General features: G+C 34.3%; 17 protein-coding genes and 2 tRNA genes. 5 read left to right on the forward strand and 14 right to left on the reverse strand.

What is annotated here, in order from left to right; translation table 11 throughout:
* Nucleotides 1–603: 603 nt before the first annotated feature.
* Both FLS47_RS07015 and FLS47_RS07020 read right to left on the reverse strand, forming a co-directional pair.
* Nucleotides 604–688, reverse strand: a tRNA-Leu gene (locus tag FLS47_RS07015).
* Nucleotides 689–697: 9 nt separating this feature from the next.
* Nucleotides 698–770, reverse strand: a tRNA-Gly gene (locus FLS47_RS07020).
* 525 nt (nt 771–1,295) lie between these two features.
* Between FLS47_RS07020 and FLS47_RS07025 the strand changes: the two genes are divergently transcribed.
* Nucleotides 1,296–2,336, forward strand: a complete 1,041-nt coding sequence (locus FLS47_RS07025; protein WP_149913669.1) for an outer membrane beta-barrel protein — start codon at nt 1,296–1,298, stop codon at nt 2,334–2,336.
* A gap of 78 nt (nt 2,337–2,414) precedes the next feature.
* Here the strand turns inward: FLS47_RS07025 and FLS47_RS07030 are convergent, their stop codons facing one another.
* The 3 genes from FLS47_RS07030 to FLS47_RS07040 form a co-directional block, all read right to left on the reverse strand.
* Complete coding sequence (locus FLS47_RS07030) at nt 2,415–2,831, reverse strand: tail fiber domain-containing protein (RefSeq protein WP_149913670.1); 417 nt, start codon at nt 2,829–2,831, stop codon at nt 2,415–2,417.
* Nucleotides 2,832–2,883: 52 nt separating this feature from the next.
* Nucleotides 2,884–3,183, reverse strand: coding sequence for a hypothetical protein (locus FLS47_RS07035; protein WP_149913671.1), 300 nt, complete (start codon nt 3,181–3,183; stop codon nt 2,884–2,886).
* Nucleotides 3,184–3,293: 110 nt separating this feature from the next.
* Nucleotides 3,294–3,770, reverse strand: a complete 477-nt coding sequence (locus FLS47_RS07040; RefSeq protein ID WP_149913672.1) for a regulatory protein RecX — start codon at nt 3,768–3,770, stop codon at nt 3,294–3,296.
* A gap of 69 nt (nt 3,771–3,839) precedes the next feature.
* Between FLS47_RS07040 and FLS47_RS07045 the strand changes: the two genes are divergently transcribed.
* From FLS47_RS07045 to FLS47_RS07060, 4 genes are all read left to right on the forward strand, one after another.
* Nucleotides 3,840–6,272: a bifunctional UDP-N-acetylmuramoyl-tripeptide:D-alanyl-D-alanine ligase/alanine racemase gene (locus FLS47_RS07045; protein ID WP_149913673.1), complete on the forward strand. Its 2,433-nt coding sequence runs from the start codon at nt 3,840–3,842 to the stop codon at nt 6,270–6,272.
* Between the two features lie 11 nt (nt 6,273–6,283).
* Nucleotides 6,284–6,880 carry a DUF502 domain-containing protein gene (locus tag FLS47_RS07050; RefSeq protein WP_149913674.1) on the forward strand — a complete coding sequence of 199 codons (597 nt, stop codon included), beginning with the start codon at nt 6,284–6,286 and terminating at the stop codon, nt 6,878–6,880.
* 1 nt (nt 6,881) lies between these two features.
* Entirely contained in the window at nt 6,882–7,472 is a 591-nt protein-coding gene (locus FLS47_RS07055) for a LytS family sensor histidine kinase (RefSeq protein ID WP_149913675.1), read from the forward strand.
* A gap of 106 nt (nt 7,473–7,578) precedes the next feature.
* Entirely contained in the window at nt 7,579–7,845 is a 267-nt protein-coding gene (locus FLS47_RS07060) for a hypothetical protein (protein ID WP_149913676.1), read from the forward strand.
* An 81-nt stretch (nt 7,846–7,926) separates the two neighbouring features.
* On the opposite strand, the gene FLS47_RS07065 is transcribed toward FLS47_RS07060, so the two are convergent.
* From FLS47_RS07065 to clpB, 9 genes are all read right to left on the reverse strand, one after another.
* Nucleotides 7,927–8,340, reverse strand: a complete 414-nt coding sequence (locus FLS47_RS07065) for a flotillin family protein (protein WP_149913677.1) — start codon at nt 8,338–8,340, stop codon at nt 7,927–7,929.
* A 28-nt stretch (nt 8,341–8,368) separates the two neighbouring features.
* Nucleotides 8,369–8,842 (reverse strand): GNAT family N-acetyltransferase, encoded by a 474-nt coding sequence (locus tag FLS47_RS07070; RefSeq protein WP_149913678.1) that lies wholly within the window; start codon nt 8,840–8,842, stop codon nt 8,369–8,371.
* 105 nt (nt 8,843–8,947) lie between these two features.
* Nucleotides 8,948–9,961 carry a pirin family protein gene (locus FLS47_RS07075; RefSeq protein ID WP_149913679.1) on the reverse strand — a complete coding sequence of 338 codons (1,014 nt, stop codon included), beginning with the start codon at nt 9,959–9,961 and terminating at the stop codon, nt 8,948–8,950.
* Nucleotides 9,962–10,111: 150 nt separating this feature from the next.
* Nucleotides 10,112–11,527, reverse strand: a complete 1,416-nt coding sequence (locus tag FLS47_RS07080; protein ID WP_149913680.1) for an arylsulfatase — start codon at nt 11,525–11,527, stop codon at nt 10,112–10,114.
* Nucleotides 11,528–11,598: 71 nt separating this feature from the next.
* A complete protein-coding gene (locus FLS47_RS07085) occupies nt 11,599–13,380 on the reverse strand; it encodes a RagB/SusD family nutrient uptake outer membrane protein (RefSeq protein ID WP_149913681.1) in 1,782 nt (593 codons plus the stop codon).
* A 15-nt stretch (nt 13,381–13,395) separates the two neighbouring features.
* A complete protein-coding gene (locus tag FLS47_RS07090; protein WP_188347379.1) occupies nt 13,396–16,794 on the reverse strand; it encodes a SusC/RagA family TonB-linked outer membrane protein in 3,399 nt (1,132 codons plus the stop codon).
* Nucleotides 16,795–16,976: 182 nt separating this feature from the next.
* Complete coding sequence (locus tag FLS47_RS07095) at nt 16,977–18,044, reverse strand: FecR family protein (RefSeq protein WP_149913683.1); 1,068 nt, start codon at nt 18,042–18,044, stop codon at nt 16,977–16,979.
* An 83-nt stretch (nt 18,045–18,127) separates the two neighbouring features.
* Nucleotides 18,128–18,670, reverse strand: coding sequence for an RNA polymerase sigma-70 factor (locus FLS47_RS07100; protein ID WP_188347380.1), 543 nt, complete (start codon nt 18,668–18,670; stop codon nt 18,128–18,130).
* Nucleotides 18,671–18,802: 132 nt separating this feature from the next.
* Nucleotides 18,803–21,403, reverse strand: a complete 2,601-nt coding sequence (gene clpB, locus FLS47_RS07105; protein WP_149913685.1) for an ATP-dependent chaperone ClpB — start codon at nt 21,401–21,403, stop codon at nt 18,803–18,805.
* Between the last annotated feature and the right edge of the window lie 5 nt (nt 21,404–21,408).

Here is a 21,408-nt window from a genome sequence, read left to right on the forward strand (position 1 = left end):
GAAAATATAAAAACGACTATGATCTACACTCATATCACTGACATAGACAAGCAAAAGACTCCTAGCCCTCTTGATTTTTTATAAGAATAAGATGAACTTTTCACGCTCTATAGAAACAAGCATTATGTTCCAATCATTCTTTAAGAAGGGTTATTCTTCTAGCTTAACTTAACTTTGCTTAGGTTATTGAATAATCAATATTCAGATATAATTTATCCGAAATGTGTCCGAAAAAAGAAAAAGCCACTGATAATCAGTGGCTTTTGTCGGGGTGGCAGGATTCGAACTTTTAATACACCTTTCGCGAGTTACAGCAAAATACGATTAATGAATATTATTAAATAAACTCTTCAACATAATTTTGAATTGTATTAATATAACTACACCCAAAACTGGGTGTAGTTTTGGGTGTTAATCTTGTAAATTATTGAATTTCAAGTTGTTTTGTGGAGTCGTAGGTATTTGAACCCATATTTTCTATGTTACAAAACACCTATCTATAATTTAGTTTTTTCAAATAATATCTCGCAAACTTTTACACTTTCTTTACACCTTATAAAAAACAAAACCCTTGAATAACAATGTGTTATCAAGGGTTTGAAGTACCTAGGGCGGGAATCGAACCCGCACTCCTTTAACAGGAACAGGATTTTAAGTCCTGCGTGTCTACCAGTTCCACCACCTAGGCAACTCTGGGAGCGAAAGACGAGATTCGAACTCGCGACCCCAACCTTGGCAAGGTTGTGCTCTACCAACTGAGCTACTTTCGCTTTTTTAAGTCTTTCAATTCTGTTTCGAACATCGCGTCCTTCCCGATTTGATGATGCAAATATAGAGCTATAATCCATTTCTTCAAAATTTTTTTCAAAATAAAAGCGCTTTTTTCTGCATAAAAGCTCCATTTGTTTGATAATCAGTGATAATAATTTTAGGACAGGTAATAAAAATTGTAAATCTGAGTTTTGAGTAGAATTATTTTTAGAATTTATCTTGTAAAATTGTTTTTGATTATATTTTCAATTCTTTTGTTGTTTTATTTTGGTTAATTATGTGTTTAAAATCAATAAAATGAATAATTGTTAAGGTTTTTAATTAGTTTTTTATTTAAAAATTGCAATTTTTCTTGTTTTGTATTTAAATATTTCCATTATTTGTCTTGTAATTTTATTGAAAAATAAAAATCGCAATATATTTTATGTAAATAATGTAATTTTTAATGTGGTTTTTGTTGAATATGGAATTATTTTTATTCAAAATAATTAATTAACCTATTAACACAAATTAAAAACAAGTTTATGAGAAAAAAATCTTTACTATTGTCGTTATTTATGATGGGTGCATTCGCTTATGCGCAAGAAAATACTAGTGGAATTGAAATTTCTGGGTCTGCTGATGCTTATTACAAATATGATTTTGCAAAAGGTGAAAATATCGGAACATATTTTGCTAACGATCATAATTCTATTTCTTTTGGAATGATAAGTTTAGGCTTAAAGAAATCAACTGGTAAAGCTTCATTTGTAGGCGAATTATCTTTTGGTCCTCGTGGACAATACCAATCACTTTTAAACGGAGATGGAGAAAGTGCTAATGAAAGCAATACATTTCATATTCAAAATCTCTATATGGATTATGCTTTCACAGAAAAATTTTCAATGACAGCAGGTTTTATGGGAACATTCATTGGATATGAAGTAATTTCGCCAGCTGCAAATTTTCACTATAGTACTTCATATTTATTCGGAGCTGGACCATTTCAAAATGCAGGTATTAAAGGTACGTATGCGTTCTCTGACAAAGTGTCTTTAATGGCTGGATTGTTTAATGATTGGAATGAATATAAAGATTTAAACGGTGTCTCGCATTTTGGTGCCCAATTGAGTTTAGCTCCAGTGGATGGATTAAGTGTATATGCTAATTTCTTAACTGGTTCCTCTGCAGGAGGAAAAGATGAATATTCCTCTGGTACTATTTATGATTTAGTGGCTAGTTATGATTTTACAGAAAAATTCTCGTTAGGTCTTAATGCTGCTGATTATTCATTCAAGACAGATGGAGGGTATCAAGGAGTTGCATTGTATCCTAAATATAGTATTACTGAAAATGTTCAAATAGGCGCGAGAGGTGAATACTTTAAATTTAAAGATGTGGGGGCGGTTGATGGAGCATCAGTAACCTCATTGACATTGTCAGGAAAATTAACTCATGGAGGATTGTCTTTGATTCCTGAGTTCAGATTTGATTCGGATGATTCAAAACCTTTCTTGAAAAGCGATTTCACTACAGCAACAAAATCTGCTTCACAAGTATCATTAGCATTGGTATATGCTTTCTAAACAGAGTTCTACAATTTGTCAAATTGGTTTATAAATGGTAAAGGGGATTTTGCTCATCAAAATCCCCTTATTCTTTCGTTATTCAGCTGCTTTTTTCAAATTTTCTAATTCTTTGCGAAGAGCTATAATCTCGGCTTGTTGTTCTTTGATGGCAGCTACTAAAACAGGAATTAAGTTTTCGTTGTTTACTTCGTCATATTTCATTGCTTTAGTCGCATTTTTACCAGTTTTATAAATTTTGGATTGCGTCTTAACAACTTCTGGTGACGCATTTTCTGTAGTAAAACCAAACTGTTTTGTTTTCGGTAATTCGAATGCTTTATATTTATCCGTATTGTAATTAAATGTTACGGGCTCTATACTGTTTAAAACAGCAAATGGTTTAGAAATCGTTTGAACATTTACTTTTAATTCTTTCTCGTTTATTTGTTGAGCACTTGCTGTGTTAGCGATACCCAAAATAGCACTTATAATGACGATAGTTTTGATAGTCATAGTTATATGATTTTAAATGAAAATTTGTATTAATAAATAAAAGATATAGTTTTTACGCTATACTATTTGGAGGCGGGTAATGCAAATGAAAATGTCGGAAAGGAAGCATTTTTTTGGGATCAAAAAAATCCAGTTTGCGACTATTTGAACTAAAGAAAAAACCAATGTGTGACTGAAAAAAGACTTCTATCTCGTATAATTTTTCAACCTCTTTCGTTTCCTTTTCTCCAACAAAATGCTCTAAAAATTCAATTTCGTGGGAAACGGCATGCAGCAAAGTAGAAGATGTCTTGTAAGCCAAACAAGTCAATAGAATAATTGAAAGTATATACTGAACAAGTCTTATGCGCATGTAGAGCTGTCTAATCTTTTGATATAATATGAATTATTCCGTAAAAATAAATAAATCTTAGTTTCAACAAAATATTAATTCTGTTACATTTTTGTCATTTAACAAAAATACTAATCTTTCAATCTTTGAAAAATTAAATCACTCTCGTAGCCTTTCGATTGAATATAGCGCACCAATTTGGCTTTATCTGTGTATGATAATCTTTGGATATCATCACCTGCTTTCTTTTTGATAAGATGATCAAGCTTCTCAATATATTCATCATGATCGATTTCTTTTAGTGCGATTTTAATCAATGGTGGCGTAATTCTTTTTGATTTAAGGTGTTGTATAATTTTAACTCTTCCCCAATCTTTCATTCGAAATTTACCGCGCACATAAGCTCTAGCGAAACGTTCCTCATTTAAAAAATTCTCAGAAATTAAATTTGCAATAATATTTTCTACATCATTCTCATATAGACCCATTTCATATAATTTGTCACGAACTTCTTGTTGCGCGCGCTCCTGATACGCACAATAACTTTCCATCTTTAATTTTGCCTGATGGGGAGTATATTTCTTTTTATTTCTTTCGAAATCTTCCATAGTACAAATCTTGAAAAAATAGAAGACATATTAAAAAATTATGGTCAAATTTGTATTAACAACAAAGCTATGTACGTAATATCTGATTTCCTCGAAAGTTTAAAATTATTAAAAAAGACGCTTCCAAATCCAGATTTGACATTTGATAAGCTGGCGTACGATACACGTAAAATACGTACAGGAGAACAAAGTGTGTTTTTTGCCTTGAAGGGTCATCAAGATGGACATAAATATATAAAAGATGCCTATGAGAAAGGCATTCGAAATTTTGTTGTTTCCGATTTAAATCTGAATATTAATTCTTATTCTGATGCGAATTTTATTTGGGTAGAAGATACGTTGCGCGCTTTGCAAGCCATGGCTACACGGCATCGGAATACACTTAATATACCGATTGTTGGTATTACCGGAACTAATGGCAAAACTATAGTAAAGGATTGGTTGGTGCAACTTCTCAAGTATGATGAAAAAGTGTATCAAAGTCCCAAAAGCTATAATTCCCAGCTTGGTGTGGCGTTGTCTCTATGGAATTTATCGAATGATTTTGAATTGGCTTTTATTGAGGCAGGAATAAGTAAGCGCGATGAAATGCACTATTTGCAGAAAATGATTCAGCCAAATTGGGGAATTTTCACCTCATTGGGAACAGCGCATAGTGAAGGTTTTTCTTCGAAAGATGAAAAATTGCAAGAGAAATGGAAGTTGTTTACTCACGCTGAAAAAATTATTGCGCCTTCTGCACAACTTTCTGAGGAGTTTTTATCCGAATCGCGCGTAGTTAGTTGGGGAAATTTACCGACAGATAAGCTACAAGTAAAATCAATATTAAATTTAAATTTGACTTCTCAACTGTCGCTCGCCTACAAGCATTTGGAATTTCAAATTGAAATTCCATTTACGGACAAAGCTTCAATTGATAATGCGCTTACTTGCGTACTGTTCATGCTAGAGATGGGATATGACGTTAATGTAATCCAGGAGAGAATGCGCACATTAAAGTCTTTGGATATGCGTCTAAAGCTTAAGAAGGGAAAGAACCACAGTAGTATTATTGACGATACATATTCAAATGATTTAGCTTCACTCAATATTGCTTTGGATTTTTTGAATCAACAAAATCAATTTGAAAGAAAGATGTTGGTTTTAAGTGATTTTGAGGGTGAGGAGTGGACCGAAAAATTTCAGACTAAATTACAGAATTTACTTAGTTCAGTCTCTTTGGAAGAAATTGTTTTGATTGGTAATCGATTTAAATCATTTGTTCCAACTTCGAAAGCAAACATTCACTATTTTGATCATACCGAAGAATTATTGGCAAATTTGTCGCAATTGGACTTTTCGAATGCAGTCATTTTAATTAAAGGGGCACGAAAATTTAAATTAGAATCACTAAGTCGTCGGTTAACAGAAAAATCGCACGAAACAGTTTTGCAAATTAATTTGAAAGCGTTGGAGCATAATCTTAAGGAATACCGTTCTAAAATAGATTCTTCTGTGAAAATGATGGCAATGGTTAAGGCTTTCTCATATGGCAGTGGTTCGTTTGAGGTCGCGAATGTATTGCAATTTAATAATGTGGATTATTTGACTGTAGCATTTGTAGATGAAGGTAGTGAATTGCGACGTGCAGGAGTCAAATTGCCCATAATGGTTCTAAGTCCACATGAAAGTGCATTCGATGATATTATTCAATATAATATTGAACCTGAGATATATTCCTTGCGAATACTTAAAGCATTTGTTGAATATTTAAGAGATCAGAATATACAGAATTATCCGATACATTTGAAATTGGATACTGGCATGCACAGACTTGGATTTATGGAAAGCGAAATCGATGATTTACTTGATATTTTAATATATCATAAAGAGGTGAAAGTTGTATCTGTTTTCTCTCATTTGGTAGGAGCAGGATCTAAAGATTTGATTGATTTCACAGCAAATCAAATTACTGTTTATAATACTATAGTCAATAAAATCAAAAATGCCTTGCGCTGTGATTTTATTCGACATATTTGCAATACTTCGGGTATCACTCAGCATCCAGAAGCCCATATGGATATGGTTCGTTTAGGAATAGGTCTTTATGGTTATGACATGAGTTCACAAGATTTGGATTTGGAAGAAGTTGGAATATTGAAAACTACAATAACTCAAATCAAACATATTCCAAAAACAGAGACCGTCGGCTACGATAGAAAAGGTGTTTTGACGCGAGATTCCATTATTGCTACTGTGAAAATTGGCTATGCCGATGGTTATAATAGACGCTTTGGAAAAGGAGTCGGAGAAATGCTAGTGAATGGTCAAATGGTTCGGACGGTAGGTAATATTTGTATGGATATGTGTATGCTTGATGTGACTGATGTATATGCAAAAGAGGGAGACGAAGTAATTGTATTTCCAGATGTGTCTGAGGCATCTCGACGAATTGGTACTATTCCATATGAATTGCTAACGGGCATTTCGGCTCGTGTCAAACGGGTTTATTATTACGAATAATCTAAATTAATATGTTTAAGAAGTTGTTTCAAAGGGTTTTATATTATCTAATTAAAGGTATACTTTTTGTTGTGCCTGTTGCTGGTGCTGTATTTCTTATTATTTGGATTTTCGCTTCACTCGATAATGCACTTAATATTTCGCAGCATTTTCTGGAAGATGAAAATGGGCATCCGTTATACATTCCTGGAGGAGGTTTATTAATGGTAATTTGTATTCTAATATTGGTTGGTTTTATATTTACCACTTTCGTAACTGAGCCTATCCGTAATTGGCTAAGTCGTACAGTAAATAGAATTCCATTATTTAATACACTATATTCTTCGATTAAGGATTTTACCGAGGCTTTTGTTGGTGATGCTAAAAAATTCAACGAACCTGTATTAGTAAAAGTGAATGATATGGGTTTAAAAAAAATTGGTTTTTTAACGCAACGAGACTTAGCGAAAATTGGTTTGGAAGGTGAAGTAATTGTTTACTTTCCGTTTTCTTATTCACTAGCAGGACAGGTTGTTGTGGTGGAAAGCAAATATGTATCAAAATTAAATATGTCTGCTACAGATGCGATGAAATTGGTTGTGTCGGGAGGTGTGTCAGGCTTAGAATAACATGAAAAATTTCATCTCAAACTTATTTAATAAAGAGCAAGAAGTTGATATTGAGAAAATGCAATTGGCTGCTGCTTTAAGTGTTCATTCTGCTATGTTGGATACGCAGCTAATTAAATTGGCTCTCAAACAAAATCAGTTAGAATCTCTCCAAGAATATCTCTCTAAGATGACTGCTGTAAATTTGGTGGAGGATTTAGAATTATCGAAAGAAATTGAAAACATAGAAAGTTATATTTCTGCATATCAAATTCTCGCTGAATCTAATTTCTATGTGAAATTGCACAATAATATTGCAGTTAATTCTTCGAGTGTTATAGCACCATTTATACTTTTTCCGTTAATTCAAAATGCACTTATATATGGATACAATTCTTTGGAAAAATACCCTATACGTATAAAATTTAATAGTGTAGGAGATCAGATAAAATTAGAGGTGAGCAATCATGTAAATCATCATTTGAATAATCAAGAGTCGACAAGTATAATTTCCAATTTAAAGGCTCGCTTGTCGCTACTTTATCCAGATAAGAATGAACTCATAATCAATAGTAACACTATGTTGTTTAAAGCTACATTGATCATCCGCTAAATCTATTAATTTGCGTATTTCTTTTGTTGCATTCTTTCATTTATTTCTGCATTTATTTATATTTACTTATCTAATAATTAAATGTCGGATTTAAATCTAAATAAACATGATAGGAACAATAATCGAGAAAGAAGATATCTTAAATCATAAATTTATAGCCGCTGAGACAAATAGATCCGAAGAATTGAGAAGTAAATTGGTAGAGGCCCAGCGTCTTGGCAACGAATTCAAATCAAAAGCTTCCATTGTTTTTAATACTATAGATGGACCATTGCGTGTGGAAACAACAGTTTGGTCTGTTACGGACAAATATGTGCAAATCAAAAGCGGGGTTTTAATTCCTCTAGCAGCCCTAATCGATGTAGAAATCTAGAAGTTCAAGACTTAATAAATACAAATAAAGCCTTCAAAAATTGAAGGCTTTATTTGTAAGAATGATATTCGAAATCATCCTTTACTCAACAGGTTGCACTGATTTTTTAGAATGATTGACATCCAAGACAGGTACTAGACCTTCCGATGGCATGTATATAATTTGTGGCAAATCACCTTTGTCAGCTAATTTCTCAAGTGTGCGAATGAATAGGTACTGATTATACGTGCTATTTAGTGTGCCAATTTCTAATTTCATAGCCTCAGCCATACCTTTAGCACGCTCGACCTCTGCCTGTGCATTTAGTTTTTCTGCCTCCAACCGCGCACGTGCCTCTTCGATTAATATTTTACGGTTTTGTTCGGCTTTAGCCATTTCAGCCTTTCCAGCCATTTCTTGCTGCCAAACATTATAAGTAGGTAATCCAAACATCAGGATTATTATTATAAAAACTACAGCTACTAATATTATCCCAATGGGTTTTGAACTATTCATATTTACTTAATTATAAAATTTAAAATTACTATTCTGCTCCGACAATTTTATTTTTTGGCAAACTCATTTTATACATATCAAATCCTTCAGCCCAATAATCTTTATGTCGCTCGAGCAATTTGAAGCCATTTTTTTCATAGAAGGCATACGCATGTTGTGAAGTACGTACGATGATGGATTTGATATTTTTACGATTTGTAATGATTTCCAAACGATGATTTAATAACAAAGAGCCGATTCCTTGCTTATGAAAGCCAATATCTACAATATCCCAACTTATCTTAGCGATTTGCTTGTCTCTATCGTAATTTATTCCTGCTCCAGCAATAATTTTATCATCCAGTTCAGCAACAAAATAGTCTTGAATTTCTTCTTCTAGATACGTTTTATAATCTTCAATTTCGGTTTCTGCAAAATATTTTGGTGTATTGTTTTTTATGATTTGCAGTAATGCTGTACGATCTTCTGTTTTGTATTTTCTTATCACAATTGCACTATCCATAATTCATTTTACTTTGTGAGAAGATAATAAAATTATTCAAGAAAATAAAATCGAAGTTCAATTACTAAAAAAAGGAGTTCAAATGTGAATTGAACTCCTTTATTGTTAAGCATTAGGTTTGTCTAATTCTTTCCCGAAATTATAACTGGCAAAGCGACCAGCATCTTTTGGGTGTACGACATCAATTTCTTCATGCCCCCAAGGCCATCCACCAAATTGTGTTTTTCGATAATCAGCAAATGCCTGATCCAATTCTTCTTTTGTATTCATGACAATTGGTCCATAAGCTGCCACAGGTTCATTTATCGGTTCACCTTCTAAGATTAATAACTTTGTGCGTTCACCGCTATTTTTTATGACGATTTCCTCACCGCCATTAAGGTCTGCTATATAATTTTGATGCAAAGTATTGTCTTCAATATCAATACTTCCTGAACCATCATAAAAGAAAACAAATCTATTCATAGTCTCTGAGACAGCATCTAAAGTGCATGTTGCATTTGGAGCTAAATCTACTAAAGCGATGCCGACATGATGGCTTGGATCTTTTGCCCATGAGTATGGTAAAGCATCAATAGACTTTATGCCATTGTATTCACCCAAAATAACTTTGACTTTAACATCCTCACCAACTTTTGCTATTGGAATGTTCTCATGCCACAACATTTTATATTGTGGTTCGGTCATCTTACTAGCTCCTGGAAGATTCAACCAAATTTGAAATAGACGCAACGGATTATATTTATCTTCGTGTATCAGAGGGAACATCTCCCCGTGCAGTACACCTGACCCTGCACTCATTAATTGCACATCGCCTTCACCATAACGACCTTTTGATCCTTTGGAATCAAAATGATCAGCAAATCCTTCTTCCGCAATGGTAATAATCTCAAATCCTCTATGCGGATGGAATGGAAATCCTGGTATTTCTTTGCCGTGATACATTCGCCAATCCGCATTTTTGTCAAAATCGTTACCTAAATTTTTACCTTCTAAAGAGGCTTTAGGTCCGAATTTACCATTGCCTTCCGGATATTTGTCATAATGGTAAGCGCCTAAGATAAATGGATCACCTATTGGCATTGGACCTACTACTTTTTGGATATTTTTAATTTTCATTTTGCAACTTTTCTTTTGCATTATTATCATCAAATGGTATGCCGTATTGTGCCAAAACTAGACGGGGTTACCTGGGGGTAAGTGGTAAAAACAATAAGGTTCTTTCAGTAGTTAGAAAGAACCTTATTTTATATTCGGTATTGATGCGCTTTATTTAGCTAACAAAGGATATATTTCACTTTCAGTATGTGCTTCATCTATGAACTTAGCAAGTTGTTTAACTTTTTTAGGATTTGAAGTCGCTAAATTATTTTGTTCGAATGGATCTTTGTCAATATTATAAAGTTCGAAATAAGAATCTTTAGGTGATTTGACATTTTGTTTAATTAATTTCCAACCTTTGGATAGAACTGCTTGTCTTCCTCCATCTTCATGAAATTCCCAATACAAATATGTATGTTTCTTTTGTTTTCCATTTTTTACGAGTGTCGGCAAAAACGATAGCCCATCACTTTGAGTAGATGCTGTTAAATTAGCGATTTCTAACATTGTGTTGTACACATCCCAAAATGCTCCAACATGTTTAATATCTTGGTTGGGAGCAATTTTGTTTTTCCAATTTACGATTAGTGGAGTACGTACACCACCTTCATATAGCGACCTTTTGACACCTTTAAAACCTGCTGTACTGTTGAAAAAATCAGGATCAGCTCCACCTTCACGATGTGCACCATTGTCACTTGTAAATAGGATGATTGTATTTTCGCGCAACCCCAATTCATCAAGTTTATTAATTATTTGACCCACGTAAGCATCCATACGCGTGACCATTGCAGCAAATGTGGCGCGTGGCTTGTCCACAGAAGCATATCCACCTATGGTTGCATTTGCCCCGTAATCTTGACCTTTGTGCGGAGTCTCCACAAAAGCATTTTCATACATTTTGAAATATTCATCATCAGGGCCAGCTAATTCAGCATGAGGCAATACTGTAGGCACAAAAAGGAAGAAAGGCTTTTCTTTATTGTCATCAATAAATTTCAATGTCTGTTCTTGGATAAGAGTAGGCGCATAATGAACTTTGTCTGTTAGATTGTTTCCAGCAAGGATTACGCGGTTGTCATTGTGCCACAAATGCGTAGGGTAGTAGCGGTGTGATTGTCGCTGACAATTATATCCGTAAAAGGTGTCGAATCCTTTAAGGTTTGGATCTCCGCTCGTTCCGACCATTCCAAGTCCCCATTTCCCAAATGCTCCAGTTACATATCCATTTTGTTGTAAATCCATCGCAAAAGTTCGTATAGAGTCAGCTAAGGGTTCTTGACCTTCGGGCTCAATTTCTTTGTTTCCACGTACATAAGTGTGTCCGGTATGCATTCCTGTCATTAGGGATGCGCGTGATGGCGCGCACACAGATGTACCTGCATAGAATTGTGTAAATTTTGCTCCCTGCTGAGCCAATTTATCTAGATTGGGAGTTTTGATTTTAGTCTGGCCATACGCACCAAGATCACCAATACCCAAATCATCAGCCATTATAAATACAATATTTGGCTTTTTTGATTGCGCATTTGCAGATAAGGCTAAAAATAGGATAAAGTATAGTATGTGTTTTATCTTAAGCATATTTAAAGTATTTTGATTAAATGGAAATATAATGTCTAGTAAGTAAATTTACTAGACATTAATTTGTGTACCTATTGCCATTCAGGATTTTGTGTTATATTATTGTTTAATACAATTTCTGCTGAAGGAATCGGGTATAAATAATAATGATCAGAGAATGCAGGAGGTACATCTTCGTAAGCGATATATCCCGCTGATGCACCATTCAAAATAGGTATAATCGAATTTTGCGGTACATCAATTCCTTTTGTAATATATCTTCCAATTTTACGTTTTGCAGCATAATCCATTTTTTTCCAACGTCGAAGATCATCAAATCTAAATCCTTCTCCCATAAGTTCTACCGCACGTTCTCTACGGATTTCCCAAAGTATTGGAGATACATTAGGGTCTCTGGTTGGATCATTTGCAATAGTAGCAATTTGTAGGGAAGAAACTTGACCTCTAGCACGTAACTTATTGATCGTACTATTAGCTATACTTTGATCAAATTCTCCTAATTCATATTTTGCTTCAGCATAATTTAATAGTACTTCGCCCATTCGGAAAATTGGAGCGTCATTGATGTCCTCATTTTGTAACATCTTTATTTTATTACTGAATTTGTAGAATCTATATCCTGTATAAGTTACATTAAATGGCTGTCCAAGATTATAATCAACAAAATGGGGCTCTTGTGCTAATACTAAACCCTGCCAATTCACAGCTGGTAATGTTTTGCGTGTAGGAATGGATAACGTGTTCATCAAATCAATGTATTCACGATCAGCAGGATTCGTAGTATGTGTCCAAGTGTAACTTGGGTGATTCACTACAGTTTTATATGGAGGAGGAACTGTGAAATATAAACGCGTATCTCTATTTCTGAATTCTTTGTAAGGATCAGTATCTCCATCAAACATAGGGCTTGTGTATCTCGTTTGACCATCTTTCAATAAATATAAATCTACTGCCGCCTTTGTCAAATCCCAACGTCCTGAAGAGTTACGTGCTAAAGAAGCCAAGGTGTGTGTGATTTGATTTACCTCATATTGTTTATACAATAACACTTCTTTATTGCTTGCTAAAGATTCACTATTAAAAAGTTCATCATAATCAGAATGTAAATCAGGAATATTAGTAATTAATTTTTTAGAAGCTTCAGCGCTAGCTCGTAAATATACTTCTGCTTGTTGCAATCCGTGATATTTTCTCCATGTTCCTTCGCGCAAGCCAAATCGAGAGAGTAAAGCGCGCACTACATTCGTGTTAATTGAATTTGTGCCGTCGCCAGTTGGTTTAATATTTTCTTCAGCATAGTTGAGCATTTCTAAAATTTTAGTAGCGATCTCTTCTCTTGATGAGGTATTTCCATAGAGAATATCATCATCGCCATCGGTAAGTGCATTCTCTACCCATATTGCTTTGCCATATTTATTTAACAAATCCATATAATGATAAGCCTTAAAGAAATAGCCGAGACTACGCATATGTTTTTTTTCCGTATCTGTCAATTGATTCGGCTTATCAATATTATCCAGCATAATATTAATACTGCGAATATTATTGTAAGGTGTGTTGTAATCTCCAGAGCTACTTGGTGTTACTACACGATTCCAAAGCCAGTCTGAAGTCGCATTTGCATTTGCTAATGCAAATAAATCGGTATTTACTTCTGAATTAGGTACAGAATTACTATAACCAGGGAATGTCCCATAAAATTGCCATGAATAGGCAACAAAATTTGAATAAGATGTAAATGTCGTATTTTCTGTAAGTGTACCTTCGGGTGATAATTCCAAAAGATTACTACAACTTGTTGTTGATAGTCCTAAAGCGATTACTAGACCTATATGTAAAATTGATTTTTTCATTGTAAGATTCACCGTTTAAAAGTTAAAATTCAAACCAAAACTATATTTCTTCAGGAATGGATAAATACCCCCTGAGCCCAAATCAGCACCATCAGCTTCAAAGCCTGTTGGTAGATTGTCAAATGTGAATAGGTTTTCACCTGTCGCGAATAAACGGACTGATTTGATAAATTTTGTGCGTAGAAGCTCTTGTGGCAAATTATAACCCAAAGTGATGTTACGGATACGCAAGTACGATCCATCCTGTAAGAATCTGGTTTGCACTCTTTTATTCGCAGAAGTATTTAAGCCTGCATTTGCATACACGCGACCATAGTGTGATTCTGTGTTTTCTGGCGTCCAATAATCCATGTTATGCTTGAATACAGTATTGAATTCATTGTTAAATGGCCAAAAAATATGATTACTCATCCAGATATCTCTCTTTCCAACACCTTGTAGGAAGATGGAAAGATCTATGTTTTTGTAATTAAAGTTACCATTTATTCCATATTGATATCTTCTCGTATTATTTCCAATGACTTTCATGTCTCCTGGATTAGACAGTGTCCCATTACCTGAGAAAATTAAACCATCACCATCTAAATCGGCATACTTGATATCGCCTGGATTCTGTGCAACGCCAGTAAAACCTGCAATTCCTTGTTTTAATGTTCCTCCTGTCAGATTTGCATTTAGTGAGCCTTCTACAAAGTCCTCAACTGTATAAAGGCGTTCTGAAACATAACCCCAAATTTCGCCTATTTGCTTTCCTTCATAATATGAGTTGATTAATCCAGTGCTGTTTTCAAGTTTGGTAATATATCCTTGGTTATCGGACAAATTAAATCCTAATGAATAATTAAATTTATTGATATTATCTTTCCAAGTCAATTCCCATTCCCAACCTTTAGATTCTAAGTTTGTACTGTTTTGGAATGGAGGAGTCGCACCTAATACTGCTGGCAAATCAGCTCCTTGATACAGCATTCCAATTGTTTGTCTTTTGAACCAATCGAAGCTAGTGTTAAGTCGGCCTTGAAGAATGCCTAAATCCACACCTAAATTTAATGTACGCACATTTTCCCAAGTAAATGTTGAAGAAACAAGACTAGGAGGCGCGATTGTTAATTGTCTAATACCTGTTATTGGATTAATCCAGTTGGCATTAGAAGTATTCATATTCGGTGTAACAGGGAAATACACTTGACTTCCTGAACTATTTAATACAACCTGGTTTCCAATTTCTCCAAATGACCCTCTTAACTTCAATAGGTTTACTTGATTTTTTATGTCAGACATAAAGTTTTCTTCTGCGATATTCCAACCAGCGGAAACAGATGGGAAAAATCCAAATTTAGAACCTTCTAAAAAGCGTGAAGAACCATCAAATCGACCGTTTATTTCTAACAAATACTTATTGTTATAATCGTAGTTGATACGCCCAAAATATCCTAAGACTGCGTATTGACCGAAACCATCACCTACACTCTGATTACCAGTACTTGTGCCTAAAGAAGGGGAGCTTGGACTTAATAAATCAGCACGATTAGCCCAAAAGCTTTGGTTATGACTTTTTTCATAGTTAGTACCTATCAAGTACTTGAAATTATGATTTTCTAGTGCATGGTTATAACTAGCATATAAATTCAAAGCGTTGTACTGCGTTGTATAATTCGTGCGTTGATAGTATTCGTTGTTAAAAAGATATTCTTCAGTATAATTATTAGGATTCATGTATTTATGACGTACTTGATAGTAAGTGTCGTTATCGTGGTTTTTATTAAAAGTGTATTCACCAGTTACATTTAATCCTTTAATAGGAGAGTACTCCAATTTTCCGAATAATCGGAAATCATCTCTTTTTAAGACACTTGGTTCTTCATATTTCAAGTAATTATTTGGTGTGCCATAAGGAACTTCAGTTCCATCCATTCCGATATCAAATCCTGTATTGATGAAGGAGCCATGTGAGATTGCTCTATAAAACATTTCACCCATATTCATTGGTGTTCTTCTTGCATCATTCCTATACAAGATATTACCTGAAATATTAAGATTTCGAGCGATCTCCGCACTCACATACGAATTCAAATTGTATTTTTTGTACGAATCTTTATCACTAGCCATGATGCCATCTTCGTTCGTAAACATACCCGATAGACGATAGGCAATTTTTTCACTACCTCCACTTACTGATAGATTATGTAGTTGTTCAAAGCCTTTTTCAAAAACTTCATTGTACATATCGTATTCTTTTAAGGCATAGCGAGTCCCGTTTACAGTAGTAATTCCTTCTGGATATTTAGTTGGATTGCTCTGATATTCTTGTAATAATCCTAACCATGTATCCACATTCTGTCCTGTCCAATATGTTGTATTCCCAAAATCTTTAAGTGCTTGGATAAATTCCAGCGGTGAAGCTTTTTCTGGTAGACTTGTGGCACTCGATGAAGTTAGATTTGTAGAATAATTGAATTGTGTAGGTTGGTTTTTAGCTCCTTTTTTGGTTGTGATCAAGACAACACCGAAGGCTGCTCTTGCACCATATATTGAAGCTGCTGCTGCATCTTTCAATACCGTGACATTTTGAATGTCTTTGGGATTAACATTATCCAAAGACATAGGAACATTATCAACTAAAATTAATGGGGATCCTCCGTTAATTGACGTGATTCCTCTGATATTTAAATCAGTACTTTGGCCTGGTCTTCCGCTACCAAATGTAACCTGCATCCCTGGTACAGCTCCTTGCAAAGCTTGAGAAGCAGAACTTACAGGTCTATCTCCAAGTACTTTCTCCATATCAACAGATGATACAGCTCCTGTTAAGTTAGCCTTTTTCTGAGTACCAAAACCAACAACTACGATTTCATTTAAAGCTGTCAAATCTTCATCTAATACAACTTTTAAATCAGCCGAGGAATATGGAATCGTCTGTGTGATATAACCAACGTAACTAATTATTAATGTCGGCTCTTTGACTGTAGTTTTTAATTCAAACTTACCATCTATATCCGTACTACCTCCTGTATTGTTTTCCTTGACAACAACACTAACACCAGTAAGTGGTGAACCTTGTTTGTCTGTAATGATACCCTTGATAATAGCTCCTTCTTGAGTAGGTTTGATAGGAGATAAGACAATGCGATTATCATTAATAGATTGAAGAGATAAACCTACATTTTGTAAAATGGGTCCTAATACTTGATTCCAAGGTTGATTAGAAATGTTTAGCTGTTCTATTTCTTTATTTTCAACCAATTTATCTAAGTAGACAAACTTCAGATTTGTTTGTTTTTCAATAGCATTCAAAACGGTTTTTAGATTACTATTATGCAATCTAAGACTTATTTTTTCTTGCCCTTTTAAATTGTTTGCTGCGACTTGAAGTGTGCTTGTAAGAATAAAACAAATGATGAGTTTTACCATCATAAAAGTTTTTAATAGCAGTGATTGTTCACTGCAATAGAGTGAATTAATTTTCATAAATTTGATTGAATTGGTTAAAGTACCTTACTTTCTCAGGGCATTGTACTTAAAAATTGATTCATTACAATAAGTGGGGGATAGATTCTGTCCCCTTTTTTAATTGATTTCCTTATCTCATTTCATAGTTAGTAAAGTGTTATTTGGTTATTTTTATCTTTTTTATAATTAATAGTAAGTCCTGATAATTTTAAGATCTGAATTAATTCTTCAATACTTTGTTCTTGGAACGGTCCAGTAATTTTTACTGTATCTAAAACTGGATTTTGAATGGCTAATTTTGAACCAAACCACCTTTCTAGTTTTGGCAATGCTTGTTTTAAACTTTCGCCTTCCATAATGAGAACATTTTCTTTCCAAGCTGTTTCTTGAGGAGAGGTATTATTTTCTAGAAGTGTGATTTGTGTTTTTGAAATATTTAAAGGTGTATTATTACTTTCAGTTTCTTTATATTTCAGATTAGTCGATAGCAATTGTTGATTCTCGCTAAGAACTTTTATTTTCTCACCAGGGATCATTACAGTTTGTTGAATTATTTTATTATCTGATTTTATTTGAAGTTCAATCTTGCCCGATAATAAACTTGCTTCGCTTAAAGGTTCATCTTTATAAGCGCGAACATTAAACGATGTACCTACTACTTTTATTTCCATTTCTTTGGCGGTTATTACCATTGGAAATTCTTTATTATGTTCTACATCAAAAAATCCTTCTCCATCTAACTTAACTGTGCGTATTTTTTGCGATTCGTCTAATTTATAGCGCACTGTAGAGCCGGCGTTAAGCCATACTTTCGTTCCGTCAGGTAATACAAATTCTTTTCGTTCACCATATTTGGTTGCAATATTGTAAGTATTGCTGGTATTCGGGTTTGAAAAAATTGTTTGAAAGGAGAAATAGCCTATGATTAGAATTAAAGCCGCTGCAATATATGTAGATATATTTTTGTAAAGTTTTATTTTAGATGATGAAAAATCGTTGATTTCTTTACTTTCAACATTATTTAATATTTTTTGAAATTTTTCATCAAGGATCTCAGCACTATCTTTTTTTACGGCGCTATTTGTTAGATAGTTAAATACCGACATGCGATCAGCATTTCGATCCAATTCCTTATTTAAAAGTTCCAATTCATCAGTCGAAATTGAACCTGCAATATATTTATGTAGTAGATTATAAAATTGATCTTCTGTCATTGTGTCTTGGTTATATAACTAAGACAAACTAACTGATCATTATCACCAATCCAAAATTGGATATTTTTGTATAACTATGGTTATTAGCTCTTTAAAATGGATAAAGTTGATTTTATTTTTTGAATGGCGATTTGAATATGCCTATCAACCGTATTTTTGCTTATACCCATAATATCAGCAACCTCTTGGTAGGTGAGTGAATTATCTTTAACAAGTACAAATGCCATTTTAGTCTTTTCAGGTAGATTATTTATTGCATTATCTAATATATCTTTTAATTCTTTATCAAGTAATAATTGTTCGGGGCTACTAGCATATTCTGTTATAACTTTTGAATGCACATACTTTAGATGGATTTTGTCCCTATTAATAGTATTTAAGCTACGGTTTTTTGTGGCCTTGAAAAGGTATGTTTTTACATTTTTAATTGACTTATAATCAATTTCACCTTTCCAAATAGTTAGCATGATGTCGGATACAATATCTTCGGCTAATTCAAGATCTCCTACTATAGCATTAGAAAAGTGTACTAAATCATTATAAAAATGAAGAAACAATTTTTGAAAAGCCTTTTCATCTTTATTTATAAAGATTTTTGCCCAGACCTCATACCAATTAATTTCCACAGATTTATATATTAGTTATCTTTTGCTAAAATATTACTTATTTATGAATACGCCTTAAATAGATGTGAAAAAAATAAAAAGGTTCTTCTCATGTCTGAAAAGAACCACTAAAACAAGGAGAATTATTAGATATTATCCCACTGATTTATTTAAAAATACAAATTTACCATCAAACACATCCAATTGAATAGCTGAATCTGATGTAACTTTGCCAGCTAATATTTCTTTGGACAATTCGTTCAAAATACGTTTTTGAATAACACGTTTCAATGGACGTGCACCGTAAATCGGATCGTATCCCAATTGTGCCAACCAATCTAAAGCTTCTTCGGTCGCTGTCAATTGAATATTTTGTTCTGCCAATTGACGCGTTACGTGATTGAATTGCATACGGACAATATCTCCAATTTCATTTCTACTCAGCGGCGTGAACATAATGATCTCATCAATACGGTTCAAAAACTCTGGACGAATGGATTTTTGCAGTAAATCAAAAACTTCATCTTTTGTTTTCGCTATGATTTCGTCACGATTCACATCTGTCAATGTAGAGAAATTTTCTTGTATGATGTGTGAACCTGTATTTGAAGTCATAATGATAATCGTATTTTTAAAGTTCACCACGCGACCTTTATTATCTGTCAAATGTCCATCATCCAATACTTGCAGCAAGATATTGAATACGTCTGGATGCGCTTTTTCAATCTCATCCAATAAGACAACTGAATACGGACGACGACGTACTGCTTCTGTCAATTGACCACCTTCATCATAACCCACATATCCTGGAGGTGCACCAATTAAACGCGATACGGAATGACGTTCTTGGTATTCAGACATGTCGATACGAACTAAAGCTTGTTCATCATCAAACAAGAATTCAGCTAAAGCTTTTGCTAATTCTGTCTTACCTACACCCGTGGTCCCTAAGAAAATAAAAGAACCAATTGGACGTTTTGCATCACTTAGTCCAGCGCGTGAACGGCGAATTGCATCTGAAATCGCTTCAATAGCTTCTTCTTGTCCAGCCACACGTTTGTGCAATTCAGCCTCAAGGTTCAATAATTTCTCACGCTCTGATTGTACCATTTTGCTAACAGGAATGCCTGTCCAACGTGATACCACATCTGCAATATCTTCAGCCGTAACTTCTTCTTTCAGCATGCGAGAACTTTTTTGTTTTTCGTTCAGTTCTGCTTTAAGTTTTTCAACGGTATCTTGTGCTTCCTTTATTTTACCATAACGGAATTCAGCCACTTTTCCATAATCGCCTTGGCGCTCTGCTTGGTCGGCTTCCAATTTGTAGTTCTCAATATTTTGAACTTCTTGGTTTACACGATCGACCAAAGTCTTTTCCGATTGCCATGCTGCTTTCAGTGAATCACGTTCAGATGATAGATTTGCTATAGTTTCAGATAATTCAGCTACTTTTTTCTCATCTTTCTCACGTTTTATCGCTTCACGCTCAATTTCTAATTGCATGATACGACGATCCAATTCATCTACCGCTTCTGGCACAGAATCCATTTCCAGACGTAGTTTGGAAGCTGCTTCATCTACCAAGTCAATCGCTTTATCTGGTAAGAAACGATCTGTGATATATCGTTGAGACAATTCAACAGCCGCAATAATCGATTCGTCGAGAATACGCACTTTGTGGTGCGTTTCGTAACGCTCTTTTAAACCACGAAGGATAGAAATTGCATCTTGTGTATCCGGTTCTTCGACCATCACCTTTTGGAAGCGACGCTCAAGGGCTTTGTCTTTTTCAAAATATTTTTGATACTCATTCAATGTGGTTGCACCTATAGCACGTAATTCACCACGAGCTAAAGCAGGTTTCAAGATATTAGCGGCATCCATTGCACCTTCGCCACCACCTGCACCAACTAATGTATGAATCTCATCGATGAATAAAATGATTTCTCCATCAGAATCCGAAACCTCTTTAACCACAGCTTTCAAGCGCTCTTCAAATTCACCTTTATATTTCGCACCAGCAATCAAAGCTCCCATATCTAGGGAGAATACAGTTTTAGATTTCAAGTTTTCTGGTGCGTCACCTTTGATAATACGGTGCGCAATACCTTCAGCAATCGCAGTTTTACCTACACCTGGCTCACCAACCAATATTGGATTATTCTTCGTTCTACGCGATAGAATTTGCATCACACGACGAATTTCTTCATCACGTCCGATTACAGGATCCAATTTTCCTGATTCCGCGAACTCATTCAAGTTGCGTGCGTATTTGCCTAATGCATTATATGTAGCTTCTGCATTTGGGTCTGTCACTCTATTATTTCCTCTCAATTCTTTTATAGCTAATTTTAAATCTTTTTCATTTATTCCTTGATCTTTTAAGAGACTTCCCACTTTGTCTGAAGAGGAGAGAAGTGCTAATAAAAGATGTTCAATAGACACATACTCATCGTTAAATTCTTTCAAGTAACTAGTTGCCTTCTGCAAAACAGTTGCTGCATTATTGCTTAAATAAATATTACTACCTGAAACTTTTGGTAAAGAATCAACTAATTTATCAGCTTCCGTACTGATGTAGTTTATATTTGCATTTAGTTTCTTCAATAAGTGAGAAATAATATTCTCATCTACAGTTAGTAATGCTTTGAGTATATGTGCTGGCTCAATTGCTTGTTGCTGATTGCCGGCTGCAATTTCCGATGCTTTTTGAATAGCTTCTTGCGCTTTGATTGTATAATTATTAAAATTCATGTGTT

This window comes from Sphingobacterium cavernae (genome assembly GCF_008520265.1).
Classification (GTDB): domain Bacteria; phylum Bacteroidota; class Bacteroidia; order Sphingobacteriales; family Sphingobacteriaceae; genus Sphingobacterium; species Sphingobacterium cavernae.

What these genes read in the sequence shown, in the direction of transcription:
- FLS47_RS07090 (WP_188347379.1), bottom strand. Translation starts at nt 16,794, where the DNA reads ATGATGGTAAAACTCATCATTTGTTTTATTCTTACAAGCACACTTCAA.
- FLS47_RS07085 (WP_149913681.1), bottom strand. Translation starts at nt 13,380, where the DNA reads ATGAAAAAATCAATTTTACATATAGGTCTAGTAATCGCTTTAGGACTA.
- FLS47_RS07080 (WP_149913680.1), bottom strand. Translation starts at nt 11,527, where the DNA reads ATGCTTAAGATAAAACACATACTATACTTTATCCTATTTTTAGCCTTA.
- FLS47_RS07045 (WP_149913673.1), top strand. Translation starts at nt 3,840, where the DNA reads ATGTACGTAATATCTGATTTCCTCGAAAGTTTAAAATTATTAAAAAAG.
- FLS47_RS07055 (WP_149913675.1), top strand. Translation starts at nt 6,882, where the DNA reads ATGAAAAATTTCATCTCAAACTTATTTAATAAAGAGCAAGAAGTTGAT.
- FLS47_RS07065 (WP_149913677.1), bottom strand. Translation starts at nt 8,340, where the DNA reads ATGAATAGTTCAAAACCCATTGGGATAATATTAGTAGCTGTAGTTTTT.
- FLS47_RS07030 (WP_149913670.1), bottom strand. Translation starts at nt 2,831, where the DNA reads ATGACTATCAAAACTATCGTCATTATAAGTGCTATTTTGGGTATCGCT.
- FLS47_RS07070 (WP_149913678.1), bottom strand. Translation starts at nt 8,842, where the DNA reads ATGGATAGTGCAATTGTGATAAGAAAATACAAAACAGAAGATCGTACA.
- FLS47_RS07035 (WP_149913671.1), bottom strand. Translation starts at nt 3,183, where the DNA reads ATGCGCATAAGACTTGTTCAGTATATACTTTCAATTATTCTATTGACT.
- clpB (WP_149913685.1), bottom strand. Translation starts at nt 21,403, where the DNA reads ATGAATTTTAATAATTATACAATCAAAGCGCAAGAAGCTATTCAAAAA.
- FLS47_RS07060 (WP_149913676.1), top strand. Translation starts at nt 7,579, where the DNA reads ATGATAGGAACAATAATCGAGAAAGAAGATATCTTAAATCATAAATTT.
- FLS47_RS07050 (WP_149913674.1), top strand. Translation starts at nt 6,284, where the DNA reads ATGTTTAAGAAGTTGTTTCAAAGGGTTTTATATTATCTAATTAAAGGT.
- FLS47_RS07075 (WP_149913679.1), bottom strand. Translation starts at nt 9,961, where the DNA reads ATGAAAATTAAAAATATCCAAAAAGTAGTAGGTCCAATGCCAATAGGT.
- FLS47_RS07025 (WP_149913669.1), top strand. Translation starts at nt 1,296, where the DNA reads ATGAGAAAAAAATCTTTACTATTGTCGTTATTTATGATGGGTGCATTC.
- FLS47_RS07095 (WP_149913683.1), bottom strand. Translation starts at nt 18,044, where the DNA reads ATGACAGAAGATCAATTTTATAATCTACTACATAAATATATTGCAGGT.
- FLS47_RS07040 (WP_149913672.1), bottom strand. Translation starts at nt 3,770, where the DNA reads ATGGAAGATTTCGAAAGAAATAAAAAGAAATATACTCCCCATCAGGCA.